General features: G+C 51.8%; 18 protein-coding genes. 6 read left to right on the forward strand and 12 right to left on the reverse strand.

All coding sequences use genetic code 11. The annotated features are described in order from the left end of the window. Positions 1-7: 7 nt before the first annotated feature. The 4 genes from hemC to QL223_RS21685 are packed head-to-tail and all read left to right on the forward strand — an operon-like array spanning position 8 to position 4,098. Positions 8-943, forward strand: coding sequence for a hydroxymethylbilane synthase (gene hemC, locus QL223_RS21670; protein WP_002539659.1), 936 nt, complete (start codon positions 8-10; stop codon positions 941-943). Then, entirely contained in the window at positions 940-1,713 is a 774-nt protein-coding gene (locus QL223_RS21675) for a uroporphyrinogen-III synthase (RefSeq protein ID WP_281545944.1), read from the forward strand. The genes hemC and QL223_RS21675 overlap by 4 nt, the downstream gene beginning before the upstream one ends. Further along, entirely contained in the window at positions 1,697-2,914 is a 1,218-nt protein-coding gene (locus tag QL223_RS21680; RefSeq protein ID WP_281545945.1) for a uroporphyrinogen-III C-methyltransferase, read from the forward strand. The genes QL223_RS21675 and QL223_RS21680 overlap by 17 nt, the downstream gene beginning before the upstream one ends. Next, positions 2,911-4,098 carry a heme biosynthesis HemY N-terminal domain-containing protein gene (locus tag QL223_RS21685; protein ID WP_281545946.1) on the forward strand — a complete coding sequence of 396 codons (1,188 nt, stop codon included), beginning with the start codon at positions 2,911-2,913 and terminating at the stop codon, positions 4,096-4,098. Before QL223_RS21680 ends, QL223_RS21685 begins: the two co-directional genes overlap by 4 nt. 462 nt (positions 4,099-4,560) lie before the next feature. Here QL223_RS21685 and QL223_RS21690 read toward each other — a convergent pair whose 3' ends face one another. Further along, positions 4,561-5,331 carry a class I SAM-dependent methyltransferase gene (locus tag QL223_RS21690; RefSeq protein ID WP_281545947.1) on the reverse strand — a complete coding sequence of 257 codons (771 nt, stop codon included), beginning with the start codon at positions 5,329-5,331 and terminating at the stop codon, positions 4,561-4,563. 132 nt (positions 5,332-5,463) lie between these two features. Beyond that, a complete protein-coding gene (locus QL223_RS21695) occupies positions 5,464-8,613 on the reverse strand; it encodes an EAL domain-containing protein (protein ID WP_281545948.1) in 3,150 nt (1,049 codons plus the stop codon). A 120-nt stretch (positions 8,614-8,733) separates the two neighbouring features. On the opposite strand from QL223_RS21695, the gene asnC reads away from it, so the two are divergent. Beyond that, the gene (gene asnC / locus QL223_RS21700; RefSeq protein ID WP_002541578.1) at positions 8,734-9,195 is read left to right on the forward strand and encodes a transcriptional regulator AsnC; all 462 of its coding nucleotides are present in this window, start codon (positions 8,734-8,736) and stop codon (positions 9,193-9,195) included. Positions 9,196-9,264: 69 nt separating this feature from the next. Here the strand turns inward: asnC and hemB are convergent, their stop codons facing one another. From hemB to rmuC, 9 genes are all read right to left on the reverse strand, one after another. Next, entirely contained in the window at positions 9,265-10,320 is a 1,056-nt protein-coding gene (hemB, locus tag QL223_RS21705; protein WP_002541579.1) for a porphobilinogen synthase, read from the reverse strand. Between the two features lie 48 nt (positions 10,321-10,368). Further along, positions 10,369-11,148: a 3'-5' ssDNA/RNA exonuclease TatD gene (gene tatD / locus QL223_RS21710; protein WP_281545949.1), complete on the reverse strand. Its 780-nt coding sequence runs from the start codon at positions 11,146-11,148 to the stop codon at positions 10,369-10,371. Between the two features lie 77 nt (positions 11,149-11,225). Then, positions 11,226-11,987 carry a Sec-independent protein translocase subunit TatC gene (gene tatC, locus QL223_RS21715; protein ID WP_002541581.1) on the reverse strand — a complete coding sequence of 254 codons (762 nt, stop codon included), beginning with the start codon at positions 11,985-11,987 and terminating at the stop codon, positions 11,226-11,228. A gap of 35 nt (positions 11,988-12,022) precedes the next feature. Continuing rightward, complete coding sequence (tatB, locus tag QL223_RS21720) at positions 12,023-12,385, reverse strand: Sec-independent protein translocase protein TatB (protein WP_002541582.1); 363 nt, start codon at positions 12,383-12,385, stop codon at positions 12,023-12,025. A 3-nt stretch (positions 12,386-12,388) separates the two neighbouring features. Further along, complete coding sequence (gene tatA / locus QL223_RS21725; protein WP_002541584.1) at positions 12,389-12,622, reverse strand: Sec-independent protein translocase subunit TatA; 234 nt, start codon at positions 12,620-12,622, stop codon at positions 12,389-12,391. An 83-nt stretch (positions 12,623-12,705) separates the two neighbouring features. Next, positions 12,706-14,340 carry a ubiquinone biosynthesis regulatory protein kinase UbiB gene (gene ubiB / locus QL223_RS21730; protein ID WP_281545950.1) on the reverse strand — a complete coding sequence of 545 codons (1,635 nt, stop codon included), beginning with the start codon at positions 14,338-14,340 and terminating at the stop codon, positions 12,706-12,708. Next, positions 14,337-14,960, reverse strand: a complete 624-nt coding sequence (locus QL223_RS21735; protein ID WP_281545951.1) for an SCP2 domain-containing protein — start codon at positions 14,958-14,960, stop codon at positions 14,337-14,339. Before QL223_RS21735 ends, ubiB begins: the two co-directional genes overlap by 4 nt. Positions 14,961-14,970: 10 nt before the next feature. Then, on the reverse strand, positions 14,971-15,750 hold the full coding sequence (gene ubiE / locus QL223_RS21740) for a bifunctional demethylmenaquinone methyltransferase/2-methoxy-6-polyprenyl-1,4-benzoquinol methylase UbiE (protein WP_046305560.1): 780 nt from the start codon (positions 15,748-15,750) through the stop codon (positions 14,971-14,973). 117 nt (positions 15,751-15,867) lie between these two features. Next, positions 15,868-17,292 (reverse strand): DNA recombination protein RmuC, encoded by a 1,425-nt coding sequence (gene rmuC / locus QL223_RS21745; RefSeq protein WP_281545961.1) that lies wholly within the window; start codon positions 17,290-17,292, stop codon positions 15,868-15,870. A gap of 235 nt (positions 17,293-17,527) precedes the next feature. Here rmuC and QL223_RS21750 point away from each other — a divergent pair, with 235 nt between their 5' ends. Further along, positions 17,528-18,409, forward strand: a complete 882-nt coding sequence (locus QL223_RS21750; protein ID WP_062708587.1) for a DMT family transporter — start codon at positions 17,528-17,530, stop codon at positions 18,407-18,409. Here QL223_RS21750 and QL223_RS21755 read toward each other — a convergent pair whose 3' ends face one another. Continuing rightward, positions 18,410-18,700 carry a hypothetical protein gene (locus QL223_RS21755; RefSeq protein WP_002541590.1) on the reverse strand — a complete coding sequence of 97 codons (291 nt, stop codon included), beginning with the start codon at positions 18,698-18,700 and terminating at the stop codon, positions 18,410-18,412. Positions 18,701-18,704: the final 4 nt, after the last annotated feature.

Here is an 18,704-nt window from a genome sequence, read left to right on the forward strand (position 1 = left end):
CGCAACTATGACTTCAACACCCATCCGCATCGCCACCCGCCAGAGCCCACTTGCCCTGTGGCAGGCTGAATTTGTTAAAGCCGCTCTGGAAGAAACCCACCCGGGTTTGGTTGTGGAGCTGGTTCCTATGGTGACCAAAGGCGACATCATTCTCGACACTCCACTGGCCAAAGTTGGCGGCAAGGGATTGTTCGTGAAAGAGCTGGAGCAAGCAATGTTGGATGGTCGTGCAGACATAGCAGTCCACTCCATGAAAGACGTGCCGGTAGAGTTCCCTGAAGGGCTGGGGCTGGTCACTATCTGTGAGCGTGAAGACCCACGTGACGCCTTTGTTTCCAACAATTATGAAAGCATCAATGCACTACCAGAAGGTGCGGTTGTCGGTACATCAAGCCTTCGCCGCCAGTGCCAGGTTCGTGCCATGCGCCCTGATTTGGTGGTGAAAGATCTGCGCGGCAACGTCGGCACCCGCTTAGGCAAACTGGATAATGGTGAGTACGACGCCATCATTCTTGCATCAGCAGGTCTGAAACGTCTGAATCTTCACGACCGTATCCGCAATGAAATTGAACCGGAAGAAATTCTGCCAGCGGTTGGCCAAGGCGCTGTTGGCATTGAGTGCCGTCTGGATGATGAACGCGTCCGTGCGTTGCTGGAACCATTGGCCGATGCCAACACCACTTACCGCGTACTGTGTGAGCGTGCGATGAACAACCGCCTGATGGGTGGGTGTCAGGTGCCGATTGGCAGCTACGCAGAAATCCACGGCGACCAAATTCATCTGCGCGCACTCGTTGGTGAGCCAGACGGCAGCAAGATCGTCAGCGGTGAAGTGACGGGCCCGCTTGAAAAAGCGGAAGAGCTGGGTACTGGCCTTGCTGAACAACTGCTTGAAGATGGTGCGCGCGTGATTCTGGAAAAACTGTATCAGGACGAAGTATGACAGTATTGGTGGTGCGCCCCGCACCTGCCTGCTATGAACTTGCCGAAACCCTGAATCAATCAGGAATAAAGGCGCTTCCCGCGCCTTTATTGTCTTTTTCCGCCGGAAACGATCTTCCCTCTCTGACTCACTCCCTTAATACACTACCCCCACACAGCGTTGTCGTGGCGGTGAGTCCCCGTGCGATTGAATACGCCCATCAACAACTTCAGGACGAAAACGCCAGCTGGCGTGACGATCTGCATTATGTGGCAGTCGGAGAAAAAACAGCACAAGTCTGGAAAGCCAAAAGTGGTGTGGATGCTATACAGCCGCCGACAGAAGACAGCGAAGGCATGGTGTCCTTGTCAGTTTTCGAGAAGCCGGAAAGTCTTCAGGTCGTGATCTTGCGTGGCAACGGCGGACGGGCACTTTTGGGCGATACCCTGACAAATCACGGCGCCAAGGTGCGCTATTTTGAAGCCTATCAACGACATTGGACCAGTGACCCCCTATCATCACTGGCTATGCAATGGCGGGCGGAAAATGTCGACACCTTGGTCATCACCAGTGGTGAACAACTTTCGCTTTTGTGTCAGACAATCTCAGAGTGTGACCAGCAATGGTTACGAGAATGCCATATACTGGTGCCAAGCAAACGGATTTACAATCAAGCAATTGGCCTTGGTTTTAATGCAATCAGCTGCGTAAACAGCGCCTCCAATCACGCCCTGTTTCACGCGTTAAACGAGATGATTAACTCGGGACATTCGGATGACAGACAACAATAAGACTTCAGGCACGGATAAAGACACGTCGGCGCCAGCATCCCCTACCGGCAAGGAAACGCCATCGTCTTCCAAGCAAAGCGGTAAGCCTTCTGCGACCGACAAATCCGCTGCCAAGTCCACGCCTGCTGATACGCCGGCCAGTGACAAAAACGCTGCAACGCCGCCCCCTGCTACCCAAGAGAAAAAAGGTGGCAACAAACTTTCTGTGGTTGCCATTGTGTTGGTGATTGCCCTCGGCGGCGGCCTTTACTATCACGGCCACCAGCAAAGCCAACAGCTCACAGCCAACATCTCTGCATTAACGGATGAAATCAGCTCACTGAAATCGGCGCTGGCTGACAGCGAAAAGCAAAGCCAGGAAGCCGTGAAAAAAGCCGTGCAGGATACTCAAGTGCTGATTGAACAGCAGGACACCACCATTCAGAGCCTGCAATCAGCGCTGGCTGATGTGAAAGGCCGTCGTCCCAATGACTGGCTGTTAGCGGAAGCGGACTACCTGGTGAATCAGGCCGCACGTAAGCTTTGGCTGGAACACGATGTACTGACAGCCACCACACTGATGCAAAATGCCGATCAGCGCATTGCTGAGCTTAATGACCCGTCGCTGACGCCTATCCGTCAGGCGATGGCAAAAGATATCCAGCAATTGAAAGCCGTGAAGCGCATTGACCGCGACGGAATTGTGCTTCGCCTGAACTCGCTGCAGCAGGAGGTCGACAAACTGCCGCTGGCCAATGCCATCATGCCAGAAGCAGAAGAAGTCGCGCCGCAGCAGGTTTCTGGCAATGTCGACGACTGGCAGCAAAACCTGAAAGCCTCTTTCAGTGATTTCGTCGGTCAGTTCATCACCTACCGAAAGCGTGAAGGTGATGTGGTCCCGCTGCTGACACCGGCGCAAACTTTCTACCTGCAAGAAAACCTCAAGGCGAAGCTGGATCAGGCCGTGACCTCGGTATATCGCGAGAATGGCCGCTTGTATGCAGAGTCACTGAAAACCGCGAAAGACTGGGCAGAGCGTTTCTACAATCAGGACGCTGACATTACCAAGAGCTTCATTGCGACCCTGACCAACCTCAGCCAACAAACCATCGAGGTGAGCTACCCTGAGGCATTGGAAAGCCAAGCGCTGATCAGTGACATGCTGGCCGACCGTCTTCGCCGCGATTTAGCGCCACTGCAAACCGGGGAGAATAACCAATGATTAAAATTCTCCTGCTGGTTATCGCGCTGATTGCAGGCCTGATTGTCGGGCCGGATCTGGCGGGTAATCAAGGTTACGTGCTGATTTCCGCAGCCAACCAAACCATCGAGATGAGTGTATCCACGCTCATCATTCTGGTGGTATTCGCTTTTGCTGCGCTGTTCATCCTTGAATGGCTCATTCGCAAAATCTTCTCGCTTTCAAGTTCAACCCGCGGCTGGTTTTCCGGCCGTAAGAGTAAGAAAGCACGCGCGCTGACCAACGATGGCTTGCTGAAACTGCTGGAAGGTGACTGGAAACAGTCCGAGAAACTGGTGATGAAAGGGGCTGCCCACAGCGATGCCCCTTTATTGAACTACCTGGCAGCAGCAGAAGCAGCGCAAGGCCGTGGCGACGTGGACAGCCGTGACCGTTACCTGCAGCAGGCGGCGGATTTTGGGACTGATCGTCTGGCAACCTCACTGACCCGCGCCAAACTGCAATTTCGCCAAGGTCAATATGAAGAAGCGCTCGCGAGCCTTCAAGGGTTGGTCGATGCCAATCCGCGCAACCCGATTCTGCTGAACTTACTGAAAGATACCTACCTACAGCTTCAGGACTGGCAAGCACTGCTGCGTTTGATGCCGTCGCTGAAACGTGTGAAAGCCGTGACAGACAGCGAAGCTGAAAAGCTGGAGCTGAAAGCTGAGTGTGGCCTGATGGCGCATATCGCGACCCAGAAAGGCAGCGACGGCCTTCTTGCGCACTGGAACAGCCTAAGCCGCGCAGCCCGCCAGCAACCTAAGCTGATTGCTTGCTTGGTCAAACAGCTTATTTCACGCCATGCTGATTCAGAGGCTTACATCATTCTACGTGAGAACCTGAAAAAGCATCCTGATGAGACCCTGATCTCTCTGGTGCCTGAACTGAAACTGCCAGATTACCATCCGGCTATTCTCAAACTTCAGGAGCTACTGCGCTACAACGAGAATAACCCGGTGACACACAGCGCATTGGGTCAGCTCTACTTCCGTGAAGGAAAATGGACAGAGGCTCGCACTCATTTTGAAAAAGCGTTGGAAATTCGCCCGGATGTGACCGATTACGCTTGGCTAGTGGATACGTTAGAAAAACTTAACGAGTCCGGTGCTGCTAACAGTCTTTCCCGCGAAGCCCTCAAGCTTGCCCTGCCTCACAAAGAGTGAAACATTTCGCGCACAAAAAACGCCCAAAAGGGCGTTTTTTTATTCACGATTTTCGCACTCAGACTCAAAAACAACCCAAGTTGTTTCAAGCTGTTAATAATGATTAACTGCTATTTACCAGCCATTGTTAAGACAAAGTAGCTGTTATCAAATAGGGGCGTAACAAATTATATTTTGCCGGTTTCAGTTGTTAATCAATTCGTAGGCTTTCATCAGCCAGAGTGATCAACAAATGGCATCGGCTTTGCCAATCCCTTTTGAAAGTGAGCCCGCCCATCATGGATATGTTACCTTGGATCCTGGTGTCAGGCCTGTTGGTTTCAGTTGTTACTGGTCTGCTGACAGTTCTGCTGGTTAAAGGTATGGAGTAATCCGACCCTTTGCACCCCACGCCTCCGCTTCGGAGGCGTTTTGGTTTCTGGTGGAGAGGAATCTAGGGTCTGTTGACCTTAGCGATGAGAGCTATCGCATTGCCGCCTTCACATAGACATCAAAGCGGTTCTTCTTGGTTTCAATTTGAGTAGACGGCGTTTTGCCAGCCAGAAACTCGGCATAATCCGGACGCTTGACCACCACACGCTTGGTCGCCAGTGTATAAGCCGGCTCATACAGACCATCTGCGTCGTCATCTGCGCCTACCAGCGACTGGAAAACACGCATCTCTTTTTTCACCAATGCTGACTTTTTCTTGTGCGGGTACATAGGGTCGAGATACACCACATCCGGGCGTTCCAGATGTTCATCATCAACAAGCTTCACCAGCGCATCATGGCTTGATGCATGCAGAAGCGACATACGTTCACTCACCCAACCGCCGATTTCCGGATCCACTTTGGCACGGGCAAGGCCATCATCCAGCAATGCCGCAACCACAGGATGACGCTCAACCATCTGCACCTTACAACCAAGAGAAGCCAACACAAAAGCATCGCGCCCCAATCCCGCGGTGGCATCCAGTACCGTTGGCGTCGCGCCTTTGTTGAGTCCGACTGCTTTAGCAATCGACTGCCCTTTCCCGCCCCCGAATTTACGGCGATGACCTACAGCTCCGCCGACCAAATCGACGAAGACCGCGCCGAGCTTTGGCTCGTCCAGCTTTCTAAGCTCCAATTGATTTTCGGTCAGTACTAACGCAAACAGGGCGTTCTCATCGTGGGTCAGTCCCCAACGGTTGGCAATCTCATTAAGGATGTCAGCGCGTTCTAGCGCTTCGCAGGTTAAAGCTATCTGCACCTGGGTTCTCCGGCGTAATATTCGCCGTGAGTATATACCTAAACGACCTGAAGATGCAGGGTTCAGGTCGTGTAGGTATATGACAAAAGGATAGGGTTTGAAGAGAAATAGAAAGCTGGCCGCGGTCCCTTGCTAGAGAGCCGCTTCTTTTTCATCGGCCGCCGCTTCGAGGATAAGCTGCTCCATCGGCTTCGGCACACTGAAATAATAACCTTGGGCATAATCAACACCGAGGGAACGTAGACGCATCAGAATGGCATCATTTTCGACAAACTCTGCCACGGTTTTCTTGCCCATCTGAGTCGCCAATTGGTGAATCGCCCGCACCATGACATAGTCGGTTTCATCCTCGGCGATATCCCGCACAAACTGGCCATCAATCTTGATGATATCGACAGGTAGGCGCTTGAGATAACCAAATGATGAAAGCCCAGAGCCGAAATCATCCAGCGCAATGGTACAGCCTAATTGCTTGAGCTTTTTAAATAGCTCTATCGCGTCACTGAGGTTACCAATCGCAGCCGTTTCGGTGATTTCAAGACTGATCGATGTACTTGGAATGGTGCTGGTTTTGAGCGCTTCAATCAAGAACTGGATAAAACCTTCATCGCTCATAGAGCGGCCGGAAAGGTTAATCGATACCATACCCACGGAATCGACATATTCAGGGTAACGCTCAAACCACCCCAAGGTTTTCTCAATCACCCGCTTATCAATCAAATGCGCCATGTTGTAGCGCTCAGCAGCCGGGATGAATTGTCCCGGCGCCACGTTCTCCCCTTTGGTGTCGCGCATCCGCACCAAGACTTCGAAATAGAGTTTTTCTTTCAGACGGGACGTCACGCTGACAATCGGCTGGGCATAAACTTCAAATCGGTCTTCCGCCAGTGCCGCATGAATTTTGCTGACAAAGGACATTTCCCGCTCATGGCGGCGAAGTTCCTGATCGTCCGGGCGATAGAGGTGAACCCGGCTGCGGCCATCATGCTTAGCGGCATAACAGGCTGTATCAGCCTGAGCATGCACCTGCTGAGGCGTGCCCGCGGTTTTATCCAGCATGCGGATGCCAACAGAACATCCCAACGCAAGACGGGTATTCTTCCAGTAGAAATCAAGCTCGCTCAGCGTATCGAGAATTTTCCTGCCCTGATCCAAAGCATCCTGCTCATTGCAGTCATAACAAATCACCGCAAACTCATCACCACCAAGACGTGCCAACGTCGCACCAATAGGCAGCAACTCACGCAGAACCTGCGCCGTTTGTTTGAGCGCTTCATCACCCGCTTCATGACCCACGGTATCGTTAATCACGCGGAACTGGTCGAGATCGATGTAGAACATGGCGTGCGTGGCACCGTTTTCAGTCAAAGTGCCCAGTACATCAACCAATCTGGCTTCAAAGTAGTTCCGATTCAGCAAACCGGTCAGGAAATCATGTTGCGCCTGATAACGAAGCTGTTGCTCCATTCGGCGATTTTCCGTGATGTCCTCTCCTACTAATAAAAGTTGGGATTGCACCTGAGTCGAGCGGATGCTTTCACGAATCCAACGCTCTTTGCCGTCACTGGTGCGGTAGCGGATCTCACGGCGACGGATCCCAAACCGCTCCCGATCTTTCCCGTTTAAAAGGCTTCTCGGCGGTAGGCTGCCATCGGCATAAAAGTCTGTCACTTTATGTCCGAGCATATGGCGTTTAGAAAAGCCCAGCCACTCCGTGGTGCACTGGTTCACGGATTGAATACGCGATTGCTGATCAATGGTCAGCAACATTACAGGCTGCTGTTCATAGAGCATGCGGTATTCCACCTCACTGCGCTGAAGCTTCTGCTCTGCCAGTTTTCGCTGGCTGATATCGCGGGCTTCAAACAGAATTTGCGCGTCGGCATGGCTGTGATCCGGTAAGGCTTTGAGCGCCACATCCAGAATCACTTCGTTTTGCTGCTCGGACAAAAGACAAACTTCAAAACGGCTCGCCTGTCCTTCAATCAAGGATTCAAGGTGAAGTTTTAGCCTGTCAGCACTGAGCCATTCTGACCAGCGCCATAATGGCAAGAAACCGCGGTTGCCAAACTCGGGAAACAAACGCTGGAATGCACCGTTGGCGGAAATCACACGCCCTTGATAATCCAGCAAAGCAATATATTGATGGCTTTGATCAAACACACCTTTGAACAATGCCCGGCTTTGCGCCAGCGCCCGCTCACCCTGTTTCTGGCGGTTCATGTGCTTGGTGAGAATGCCAATGATCACCATAGCGATAAACATGATGGCGAGGCTACTTAGCACTGCATCACGGTTGGCTTGCCAGAAAGATGGAGGCTGGTTGTTGATGGTGGCTTGAGGAAACTGTCTTATGTCGATTTGACGCTTTTTGGCAACATCGTATTCAAAGATAAGCTGATTGGCGTCAGAAATAATCTTTGGCATTTCACCACTGTTTAGCGCTTCAATCAGCAAGCCTGCCTGTACCTTTCCATGGTGTTCGCCATCCACCATGATGCCGCCGACAATGCCGTAAGGCAGCATAAAACTGTTCGCGCCGTAAACCGGCACCGTGGTCGCTTGTGTGACCTTGGTGAGCAAATCGCCATGCTCCATAAAGTCGCCATTGGCATCTTTGAAGAAGGAGACAAACAGAATCACATCGCCCTCTTCCAGCACGGCGCTCTGTTCAACCAACTGCTCAAAGCTCACTTTGTGCATGCGGCGAATGTCGACACCCAGCTCAGGGGCGCTGTCCAACTGACGTGAGATGGCCTGCCAGTACTGACGGCTGGAATAAGCATCATCCAGTGCGAGCCAAACACGCTCAGTGTCAGGGTGAAGGTTTTTGATCAACGAAACGTTGGCCGGCACGTTAATCAGTTCTTCAACGCCACCGAGCATATTAATGTTCTGATACGGCTCGAGACTGGCACTGTTCAAACCGGAAAACACCACGGGCACATTGCCAATTTCTTCAGCAAGTTCGTTGACCAGCCAGAGCGCGGCATTATCTGTGGTCAGCACGGCATCGTATTGATGCTCTTCAAGGCGAGTAAGATACAGACGTTTCAGCTCTTCATGATAATCAGGGGATTGAATTCTCTTGGTATCAAGATAGGTATGCTCAACAACAATGTCCTGCCCTTCAACACCCTTCTCGATTCCACGTACAATGGATTCCGTCCAGAAAAAGTCCGGATGGTAGGAATGAATGGCGAGAACCTGATAGGCTGCTAGTGCTGCGCCGCTTTGAAGAAAGAGAACAGTAACAAAAAGCCACTTAAATATTTGGCGCATAGAATGAAGTTGAGCTGTCTTAATTCTGTATCAGTTGTACCACACGGTATTGGGAAGGCTATCAATTGGTCAAGTTTCATGCACGGAAACTGCGGGTAACATGGAGTTTAGTGAATCGCTATGAATGAAATTGCAAAATTAGATGATTTAGATCGCCAAATTCTACGAACCCTGATGGCGGATGCCAAAGTGCCTTATGCGGAAATGGGGAAACGTTTTTCTGTCAGCCCGGCCACAGTGCACGTGCGGGTTGAAAAGATGAAATCGGCGGGCATCATCACCGGCACCGAAGTTTTGGTGAACACCAAAGCACTGGGCTACGATGTGTGCTGCTTTATCGGCATCAACCTCTATGCCGCACGGGACTACCACTCGGCGCTGGAAAAGCTTCAACAGCTTGATGAAGTGGTGGAAGCCTATTACACCACGGGCGCCTATAACATCTTCGTCAAACTGATGTGCCGCTCGATTGAAGAGCTACAATACGTGCTGATTGATAAGCTTCAGGCGATTGATGAGGTGCAGTCGACAGAAACCCTGATTTCCCTGCAAAACCCCATTAAGCGAAATGTCGCGCCTTAATTAAAATACTCCGGCGTCCAGAGACAAAAATGCCAGCAAATCGCTGGCATTTTTTCATCGTAGGTCAGCTTATTCAGCCTCTTCCTGATTCGGCAGATCAGGGATTTCCATCTGCTGCTCTTCGGCCAGCCAACGCGCTACGTCTTTGGCAAAGTACGTCAGGATGCCGTCTGCACCAGCGCGCTTGAAACACATCAAGGATTCCATCACGGTTTTACGCTCATCAAGCCAACCATTCATGGACGCCGCTTTGTGCATCGCGTACTCACCGGAAACCTGGTACGCAAACGTCGGCACCTTTAGCTCCGTCTTCACGCGGCGAACCACATCAAGGTATGGCATGCCAGGTTTGACCATCACCATGTCCGCGCCTTCATTCACGTCCATCGCCACTTCATGGATGGCTTCGTCGCTGTTGGCAGGATCCATCTGATAGGTTTTCTTGTCGCCGCCTTTGAGGTTAGCAGCTGAGCCGACCGCATCACGGAACGGGCCATAGTATGCCGACGCATACTTCGCCGAGTACGCCATGATTTGGGTGTGAATGTAGCCCGCCTCTTCCAGCGCTTCACGGATAGCACCGATGCGGCCGTCCATCATATCTGACGGTGCCACGATATCTGCGCCCGCTTCCGCATGGGACAAGGCCTGCTGGATAAGCACCTGGGTGGTTTCGTCATTGAGCACATAACCATCTTCGTCGGTCAGACCGTCCTGACCCGACAAAGTGTATGGGTCGAGTGCGACATCAGTGATCACGCCCATTTGTGGTACGTGCTCTTTCAGCAAACGCACGGCGCGCTGCACCAGACCTTCCGGGTTATGTGCCTCGTCAGCAGTTGCGGATTTAAATTCTTTCGGCACAACAGGGAACAAGGCAATCGCAGGTACGCCCAGTTTTGCCAGATATTCTGCTTCGTACAGCATAAGATCGATGGACAAACGCTCAATGCCCGGCATCGACTCTATCGCTTCACGACGGTTTTTCCCCATCAGAATGAACATCGGGTAAATCAGATCGCTGGCGGAAAGCTGGTTTTCCGCCATCAGGCGGCGGCTGAAATCATGTTTGCGCAGACGGCGCATACGACGGGCCGGAAACGCGCCCTGAATGGATACGGTCACGGTATCCTCCTTAATCCAAGTGCTTGAGCTTTGACAGCATCATAGCGGTTACAGTCCAAAGAATCGACGGGTGTTGAGGGTGGTTTGTGTGATCAACTGCTCAGTGTCCTGCTGACGTAATGCAGCAATTTCTGATGCAATATGAGGCAAATAGCAGGGTTCATTGCGACGGGATTTGGGTTTTGGCTTGAGATCCCGCGGCAAAAGATACGGTGCATCGGTTTCAATCATCAGCTTGTCATCAGGGATAAGTGGCACAATGGCACGCACGGCTTCACCGCGCCTTTCATCGCACACCCAGCCGGTAATGCCGATATAAAGCCCAGCTTCCAAGCACGCTTTCAGCTCATCCTCAGAGCCCGTAAAGCAGTGCAACACGGCGCCCGGCAATTTATCGAGGTAAGGCGTCAGAATAGCCATAAAGCGCTCATGGGCGTCACGGCAATGAAGAAACACAGGCAAGTTGAGTTCAACGGCGAGTTTAAGATGCGCTTCAAACACCGCTTCTTGCTGCGGCCTTGGTGAAAAGTCGCGGTTAAAGTCGAGCCCACATTCACCAATGGCAACCACTTGAGGCTGATGGGCTAAAGCGCGGATAGATGGCAGCGTCAAATCGTCCACGGTTTTGGCATCATGGGGATGAACGCCGGCGGTGGAAAACGCAAAACCCGGCAGAGATGCGGCCATAGCGGCAGCCTCTGGACTGGATTCCAGATCCGTCCCTGTCAGCACCATGGCACTGATACCGGCTTCTTTGGCACGCGACAGGACGTCTTCCCTGTCTTTGTCGAACTGGCTGCTGGTGAGGTTCACCCCAATATCAATCACGCTCAATCCTTTTCATTTGATCTGAATAAGAAAAAAGCCAGTGTATCACTGGCTTTCTGGTTCAGCACACGCTCAGGTTAACCCTGGCTTTGCTCTTCATTCTCTTCGTTTTCTTCGCCGCGCGGTTTGTAGAAGCGGGAGAAGAAAAGACCGACTTCAAACAGCAAACACATAGGGATCGCCAGAAGCGTCTGTGAAATGATGTCAGGTGGTGTCAGCAGCATACCGACCACAAACGCCGCGACGACGATGTATGGGCGCTTCTTGCGCAGATCATCAGGCTCAACTGCACCCGTCCAAGTCAGCAGCAAAATCGCTACCGGGATCTCAAACGCCAGGCCGAAGGCCATAAACAGTGCCAGAATGAAATCCAGATAGCTGGCAATGTCTGTAGCTATCTGAACATCTACCGGGGCAATCGAGGTAAAAAAGCCAAATACCAGCGGGAAAACCACGAAGTAGGCAAACGCCACACCGCAATAGAACAACAGTGAGCTGGAGGCTAACAGCGGGAATATCAGGCGCTTTTCATGTTTGTACAGGCCCGGGGCAATAAATGCCCAAACCTGATAGAGGATCATAGGCACCGCAACAAACACCGACACCACCAAGGTCAGCTTGATGGGCGTGAAGAAGGGCGAGGCCACATCCGTCGCAATCATGCTGGTGCCTTCCGGCAACTGGGAAACCAGTGGCTCGGAAATGAAGGTGTAAATGTCGTTGGCAAAGTAAACCAGCGCCAAGAACACCACCAGCACAGCCAGCAATGCGCGCAGCAGACGATCTCTCAGCTCGGTAAGATGGCTGATGAGCGGTTGGGTATCTTCAACAGATGACATAGTTTCTCGACAAAAACTGAAGCCCGGATAAAACCTTACTCGGTTTTATCCTTGGTTGGGCTGGAAGCATTGGCAGCGTCTGCAGCAGGCTCACTTTCGCTTTTCGGGGCGTAAGGGCGCTGAACATCTTCCGCTGCTTTTTTAAGCTCATCTACAGACTGTTGCAGATCTGGTGACAGGTTTTGCATACCCATCTGCTCGGCTTTTTTCAGGTTCTCCTGAAGCTCCTGGATTTTCAGCTCTTGTTCGAGCTCATCTCTCACGGAGCCTGCCATTCTACGCGCCGCACCCACCCATCGGGACACATTGCGGATGGCCACAGGTAAACGTTCGGGGCCGAGCACCACCAGACCGACAACGGCGATCAGGATCAGCTCCCAAAAACCGATATCAAACACGGATTATGCCTGCTCTTTGTCTTTCGCTTCGCTTTTTTGAGCTGTGTTGCTGCCTTTCTCTTCCAGTTTTTCCTGGCCGAAATCAGCATCTTTTTTGTCTTCATCAGACATGGCTTTCTTGAAGCCTTTTACCGCCGAACCCAAGTCGCCGCCGATGTTACGCAGCTTTTTGGTTCCGAACAGAAGAATAACGATCACTGCTACGATCAGCAGTTGCCAAATACTAATACCACCCATGCTAGTGTTACCTCTGCGTTATGTGGTGAATAAAAAAGTAACCGGAGTTTATCCCCTCAATGTTACAACTTATTTCTTTAATTTCACTTATTAAATGCGCGCCATGCAAATAACCAGCTAAACAGCGCGGTGCCACCGGTCAACTGAGGTAAGAGTTCTACCTGATTGCTATACAGTATGGCAGAAGTCACCAGCAGCGTAGCGCCAACACCCATCAGGAAGCGGGCTCGGTTTTGCTGCTTACGCGCCAGCATAAATTCGCGGTACATGGCATCCATTCGTTGGTTAACCTGACGGCCTTGCTTAAGACTGTCGTAAACCAGCTCTGGCAATTCCGGCAGTTTCTCCGCCCAGAAAGGCGCTCTTTCTTTGATGGCGTTGATCACAGCCTGAGGGCCGACCTGACGTGACATCCAGTCTTCAAGGAACGGCTTGGCGGTATCCCACAAATCCAGTTGCGGATAAAGTTGGCGCCCCAACCCTTCCACATAAAGCAGTGTTTTTTGCAGCAGAACCAATTGAGGCTGCACTTCCATGTTGAAGCGGCGCGCAGTGTTAAACAGATTCAGCAGCACATGCCCAAATGAAATATCGCACAACGGCTTTTCGAAAATTGGCTCACACACGGTACGGATAGCAAATTCGAACTCATCGACATTGGTATCGTGCGGCACCCAGCCTGAATCGACGTGCAGTTCCGCGACTTTGCGGTAGTCACGGTTGAAGAAAGCCAGAAAGTTTTCTGCCAGATAACGCTTATCTTCACGGTTCAGCGTGCCAACAATGCCGCAATCCAGACCAATCCACTGCGGGTCTTCCGGGTGTTCATAGGAAACGAACACATTGCCCGGGTGCATGTCTGCGTGGAAGAAACTGTCTCGGAACACCTGGGTGAAGAAGACCTGCACGCCGCGCTCAGCCAGAAGCTTGAGATCAGTACCGTTGGCTTTCAGCCCTTCGATATCAGACACCTGAATGCCATAGATGCGCTCAGACACCATCAGGCTCGAGCGGCAGTAATCGCTGAACACTTCCGGCACATAGAGAATATGGTCGTTTTCAAAGTTGCGGCGAAGCTGGATCGCATTGGCCGCTTCACGCATCAAATCCAACTCGTCGAGCAAGGTCTTTTCGTACTCACGCACCACTTCCACCGGCTTTAAGCGTCTTGCTTCCGGCAGGAAACGCGCGACCATACGCGCCATGCGGTACATGAGTTTGATGTCGGCCTGAATGACAGGGAGGATGTCAGGGCGAATCACCTTGAGCACGACTTCGCGACCGTTTTCTTTCAAGGTCGCGGTATGAACCTGTGCAATCGAGGCTGATGCCAGCGGGGTTTCGCTGAAATCGTCAAACCAGTTTTCCAGCGGCCCACCAAGGGCTTTTTCCATTTGCGCTTTGGCCAGCTTGCCGTCAAACGGTTCAACCTGGTCTTGCAGCAAAGCAAGCTGGTCGGCAATCGCAGGCGGAAAAAGGTCACGGCGGGTAGACATCATCTGGCCGAACTTGATCCACACAGGGCCCAGCTCTTGAAGCGCCAAACGCAGACGCTCACCGAGTTGCTTGTCCGGATGTTGATTCTTCATCCAAAACAGCATTTTGCGCATCAATTGCGGGCCACGGGTTATCGGCTGGTCCGGCAACAGCTCATCCAGCCCATAACTGAGCTGGACTTGGGTAATTTTGTAGAGGCGGCGGATTTCGCTGGGTGTCATGCGCTCTCCACCTCAGCCAATTTCTTTTCGAACGCTTCAAGTCGGGCTGACAGGCGGGAAGCCTGACTCTGAACATCATCGACTTGATCGGCAAAGTAGGCCACTTCCAGCGCACCTGGGGCCAGTCGCCATTCTTCGACCACCAGCTCACCGACATAGCGCTGGTTACGTTCGGTCATCTGCTTAAGTAATGCCAACCCTTGCTGGGCACCTCGAACCAGGGTGTGTGCGACCACATCTCCGGTGTAATGCGAGAGCCACTCTGCGATATCCGGGTTAAGACCATTCAGAAGGTTGGAAAACTGCTGGGCAACATCAATATCACCGTCCAGATGCAATTTGTCTTCTTTGATGAGTTTGGTCAGGTTGGCTTTGTCTTTCAGCTGTGGCGCAACGGAAATAGCCAACGCCAAGTCGCAATCTGCGTCACCTTCAAAATCCGCCAGTACATCGATTTGCTGGCTAAACACAAACACCAACTGCTTGTTGATGTCTGTCAGGCGCACACGCAGCACTTTGCCTTTGAGTCTCGCTAAGCGACGTTGGCTCTCCACATCCTGCTTGAGCAGAGTGTTTAAGCTGGTCTCAACAACGGCGGTGACTAATGGGTCTAATGGCATTCCCGACCCCTTAGAATTTGTAGCCGCGGTGCAGGGCAACAATACCACCGGTCAGGTTGAAGTATTTGGTTTGCTCGAAACCTGCCTCTTCCATCATGCCCTTCAGAGTGTCCTGATCAGGGTGCATGCGGATAGATTCAGCCAAATAACGGTAGCTTTCGCCGTCATTCGCGATAATTTCGCCCATTTTCGGCAGTAGGTGGAAAGAGTAGGCGTCATAGACTTTTGACAGCGGCTCAACGATTGGCTTGGAAAATTCCAGCACCAGCAGACGGCCACCCGGCTTCAGTACGCGGTACATGGAACGCAGTGCCTTGTCTTTATCAGTAACGTTACGAAGACCAAAGCCAATGGTGATGCAATCAAAGTAGTTATCAGGGAATGGCAGCTCTTCCGCGTTCGCCTGCACGTAATTCACGTTGCCGACGATACCCAGATCACGCAGTTTGTCGCGACCGACATTCAACATTGAGTTGTTGATGTCTGCCAACACCACCTGACCTTTCTCGCCCACGATGCGGGAGAATTTGGCCGTCAGATCGCCAGTACCGCCAGCCAGGTCGAGAACACGATGACCCGGACGCACACCGCTGCAATCAATGGTAAAGCGTTTCCAGATACGGTGAATACCCATGGACATCACATCGTTCATGATGTCGTACTTTGCCGCCACATTGTGGAAGACGTTGGCAACCATACCGGCTTTCTCATCTTTAGCGACGGTCTTGAAGCCAAAGTGGGTGGTATTCTGTTCCGCGTCTTGCGTCACGCCCTGTGTCATATCTGTCATTATTAACCCCTGAGTAACACCGGGCCGGAAAAGAAGAAAACGCCCGATATTTTGCGCTTAGTGTACTTTATACGCAGAGCATGCTCAAAGCGCTTAGTGCGCCAAGTGACTGTCCGTTTAATCCTTTGAGACGGGTAAGGTCACAACATCATCATTCTCTTCTGTCGTATCTCTTTTCAGCATAGCCGGACTGATATCGCGCTTCACTTCCACACCCAGCGTTTTAAAGCTCTCGGCCTGACGCAAAATGTTGCCACGCCCGCTGGAAAGCTTGTTCACGGCGTTTTGATAGCTATCTGACGCTTTATCGAGCGCCGATCCCATGGCTTCCATGTCCGACACAAACAGACGAATTTTGTCGTAAAGCTTGCCGGCTTTTTCTGCAATCACACGGGCATTCTGGTTCTGGTGCTCAAAGCGCCACAGATTATTGATGGTGCGGAGCGCCACCAGCAAAGTAGTTGGGCTCACCAACATGATGTTGTGGTCCAGCGCTTCTCGGATAAGGGAAGGCTCTGCTTCGATGGCAATCTGGAACGCAGGTTCAACAGGAATAAACATCAGCACATAATCGAGGCTTTGAATGCCATGAAGCTGATGATAGTCCTTGCGACCAAGGCCTCGGATATGACCGCGAATGGCGGCAATGTGCTCGCGCAGTGCATTGTCTTTATCTACCAGCGATTCCGCATGGTAGTAACGTTCATACGCCACCAGTGCCATCTTGGCATCAATCACGACATCTTTCCCTTGCGGCAAGCGTACGATGACGTCCGGCTGGTAGCGTTTACCCTGCTCGTTCTCAAGGCTGACCTGAGTCTCGTATTCATACCCTTCACGAAGGCCGGATTCTTCCAGTACACGGGCAAGAACCACTTCACCCCAATTGCCCTGCTGCTTGTTGTCGCCTTTGAGCGCCTGAGTCAGGTTCACCGCTTCACGAGTCATGGCTTCGTTAAGCTGCTGGAGGTTTTTGATTTCATGCACCAGGGTGTGGCGCTCTTTGGCCTGTTCGCCAAAGCTGTCACTGACTTGCTTACGGAAACCTTCCAGCTCGTTTTTCAAAGGACTAAGGAGAGATTCGAGACTCTGGCGGTTTTGCTCATCCACAGTGCGGGTTTTGTGGTCGAAGACTTTGTTGGCGAGCGCCTCGAACTGAACGCGAAGACGCTCCTCCGCGCCTTCAAGCAGTTTGATTTTCTCTTCTGCAGCTTCAAGCTGCTCTTCGGTACGGGTTTGCTGCTCGCGAAGGGTCAACTCCAGTGCCGCTTTGGTATCACGAAGGTTCTCAACGGTATCGGCCAATTGGGCTTTTTCAGCGCGCAGGGTTTCCATCTGGCGCAGCTTTTCTGCCGCCGCCGCGAGCTTGCCATATTGAGTGCGAAGCTCGGAGCTTAAGCGATCACGTTCCAGATCCATGCCATCAAGCTCATCCTGCAAGGTCTGGTTTTCGCCTTTCAGCCGACCAATCTCAGACTGGCTGTGCTTTTCATCAGCTTCCCGCAATTGCTCATGCAAGGCCTGCAGGCTTTGTTTTGCCATACGATGGTATAGCGCCGCCAATAACGCCGTGACACCTGCGCCAGCCCCTGCTGCCATCCATACCAGACTGTCTGAAAACAGCGCTTCAAGCTGCATGCCGATACCCTTTTATTTCCAATACGCTAACTGTATTGAAGGCTAATCAGACACTGGATAAATGTCCAGCTTTTCTATTGAGTATATCTTGCTCTAGACTGCCGCATTCTCTCCCTCATTTTTTATAAGTGATTCTCCTATGAATGACCGCCTTGCGATTGGCTACGGATTGGCTGCGGTGCTCCTTTGGTCGACCGTCGCGACGGCTTTTAAAATCACCCTGAGCTATATGACGCCGATCCAGATGCTGGCCGCCGCCAGTGTGGTGTCGGCAATTTCTCTGGCTGCGGTGGCAGGCTTTCAGGGCAAATTGCACCTGTTGACGTCTACCTTTGCCAAACGACCGCTGTATTACCTGCTGCTCGGGCTTATCAACCCGCTGATTTATTATCTGGTACTGTTCAAAGCTTATGATTTGTTGCCCGCTTCTCTCGCGCAGCCATTGAACTACAGCTGGGCGATCACCCTGACGCTGATGGCAGCAGTATTCCTAGGCCAGAAAATTCGTAAACAGGACTGGATTGCGGCGGCACTGGGTTATGCCGGTGTAGTGGTCATTGCCACCAAAGGGGATATCTTTGGCCTACAATTCGACAGCCCATTAGGCGTCGGATTAGCGCTGCTTTCCACGGTTTTGTGGGCGGGTTACTGGATTTTGAACGCAAAAAACCAAGCCGACCCAGTAATTGGGCTGCTGCTTGGTTTCTTACTTTCTTTGCCGTTTTCGATTGGACTTAGCCTGTACACCAGCGACTGGAGTGGCATTCCATGGCAAGGCTGGGCGGCGGTGACCTATGTCGGTCTGTTCGAGATGGGCATTACTTTTGTGCTTTGGCTTAATGCCATGAAGCTTGCCACTAATACCGCCAAGATCAGTAACCTGATCTTTATTTCACCTTTTATTTCGCTGATCTTGCTGTCGCAAATTATTGGAGAACAAATTCATCCTACGACCTTAATCGGTCTGGTAATGATTGTTGTCGGTTTGCTGATTCAGCAGCGAAAAGGGAAAGCGAAATAATCAGGCGCTGCGCTGCGCGAGGTAGTCGCGCAGCTCATCGACAGAAATACCGTCGTTTGCCAGCTCTTGTGCCAATTCCAGCACACGCTCACCTTTGCGCTCATCAATCACTTTATTAAACTGGTGTACCAGCTCGCGAAGGCCACTGATTGGCACCTGACGCGCAGCGCTTTTTACGCGCTCTTCACTCATGCCGCTCAATTCAGTGAGCAATTTACCGAACATCATTTTTTCCGGAGATTCTTCTAGCATCTCCAGATGACGAGCTAATTCAATTGTCGACATCGACATAATA

The organism is Grimontia sp. SpTr1, from assembly GCF_947387585.1.
Lineage (GTDB): Bacteria > Pseudomonadota > Gammaproteobacteria > Enterobacterales > Vibrionaceae > Enterovibrio > Enterovibrio indicus.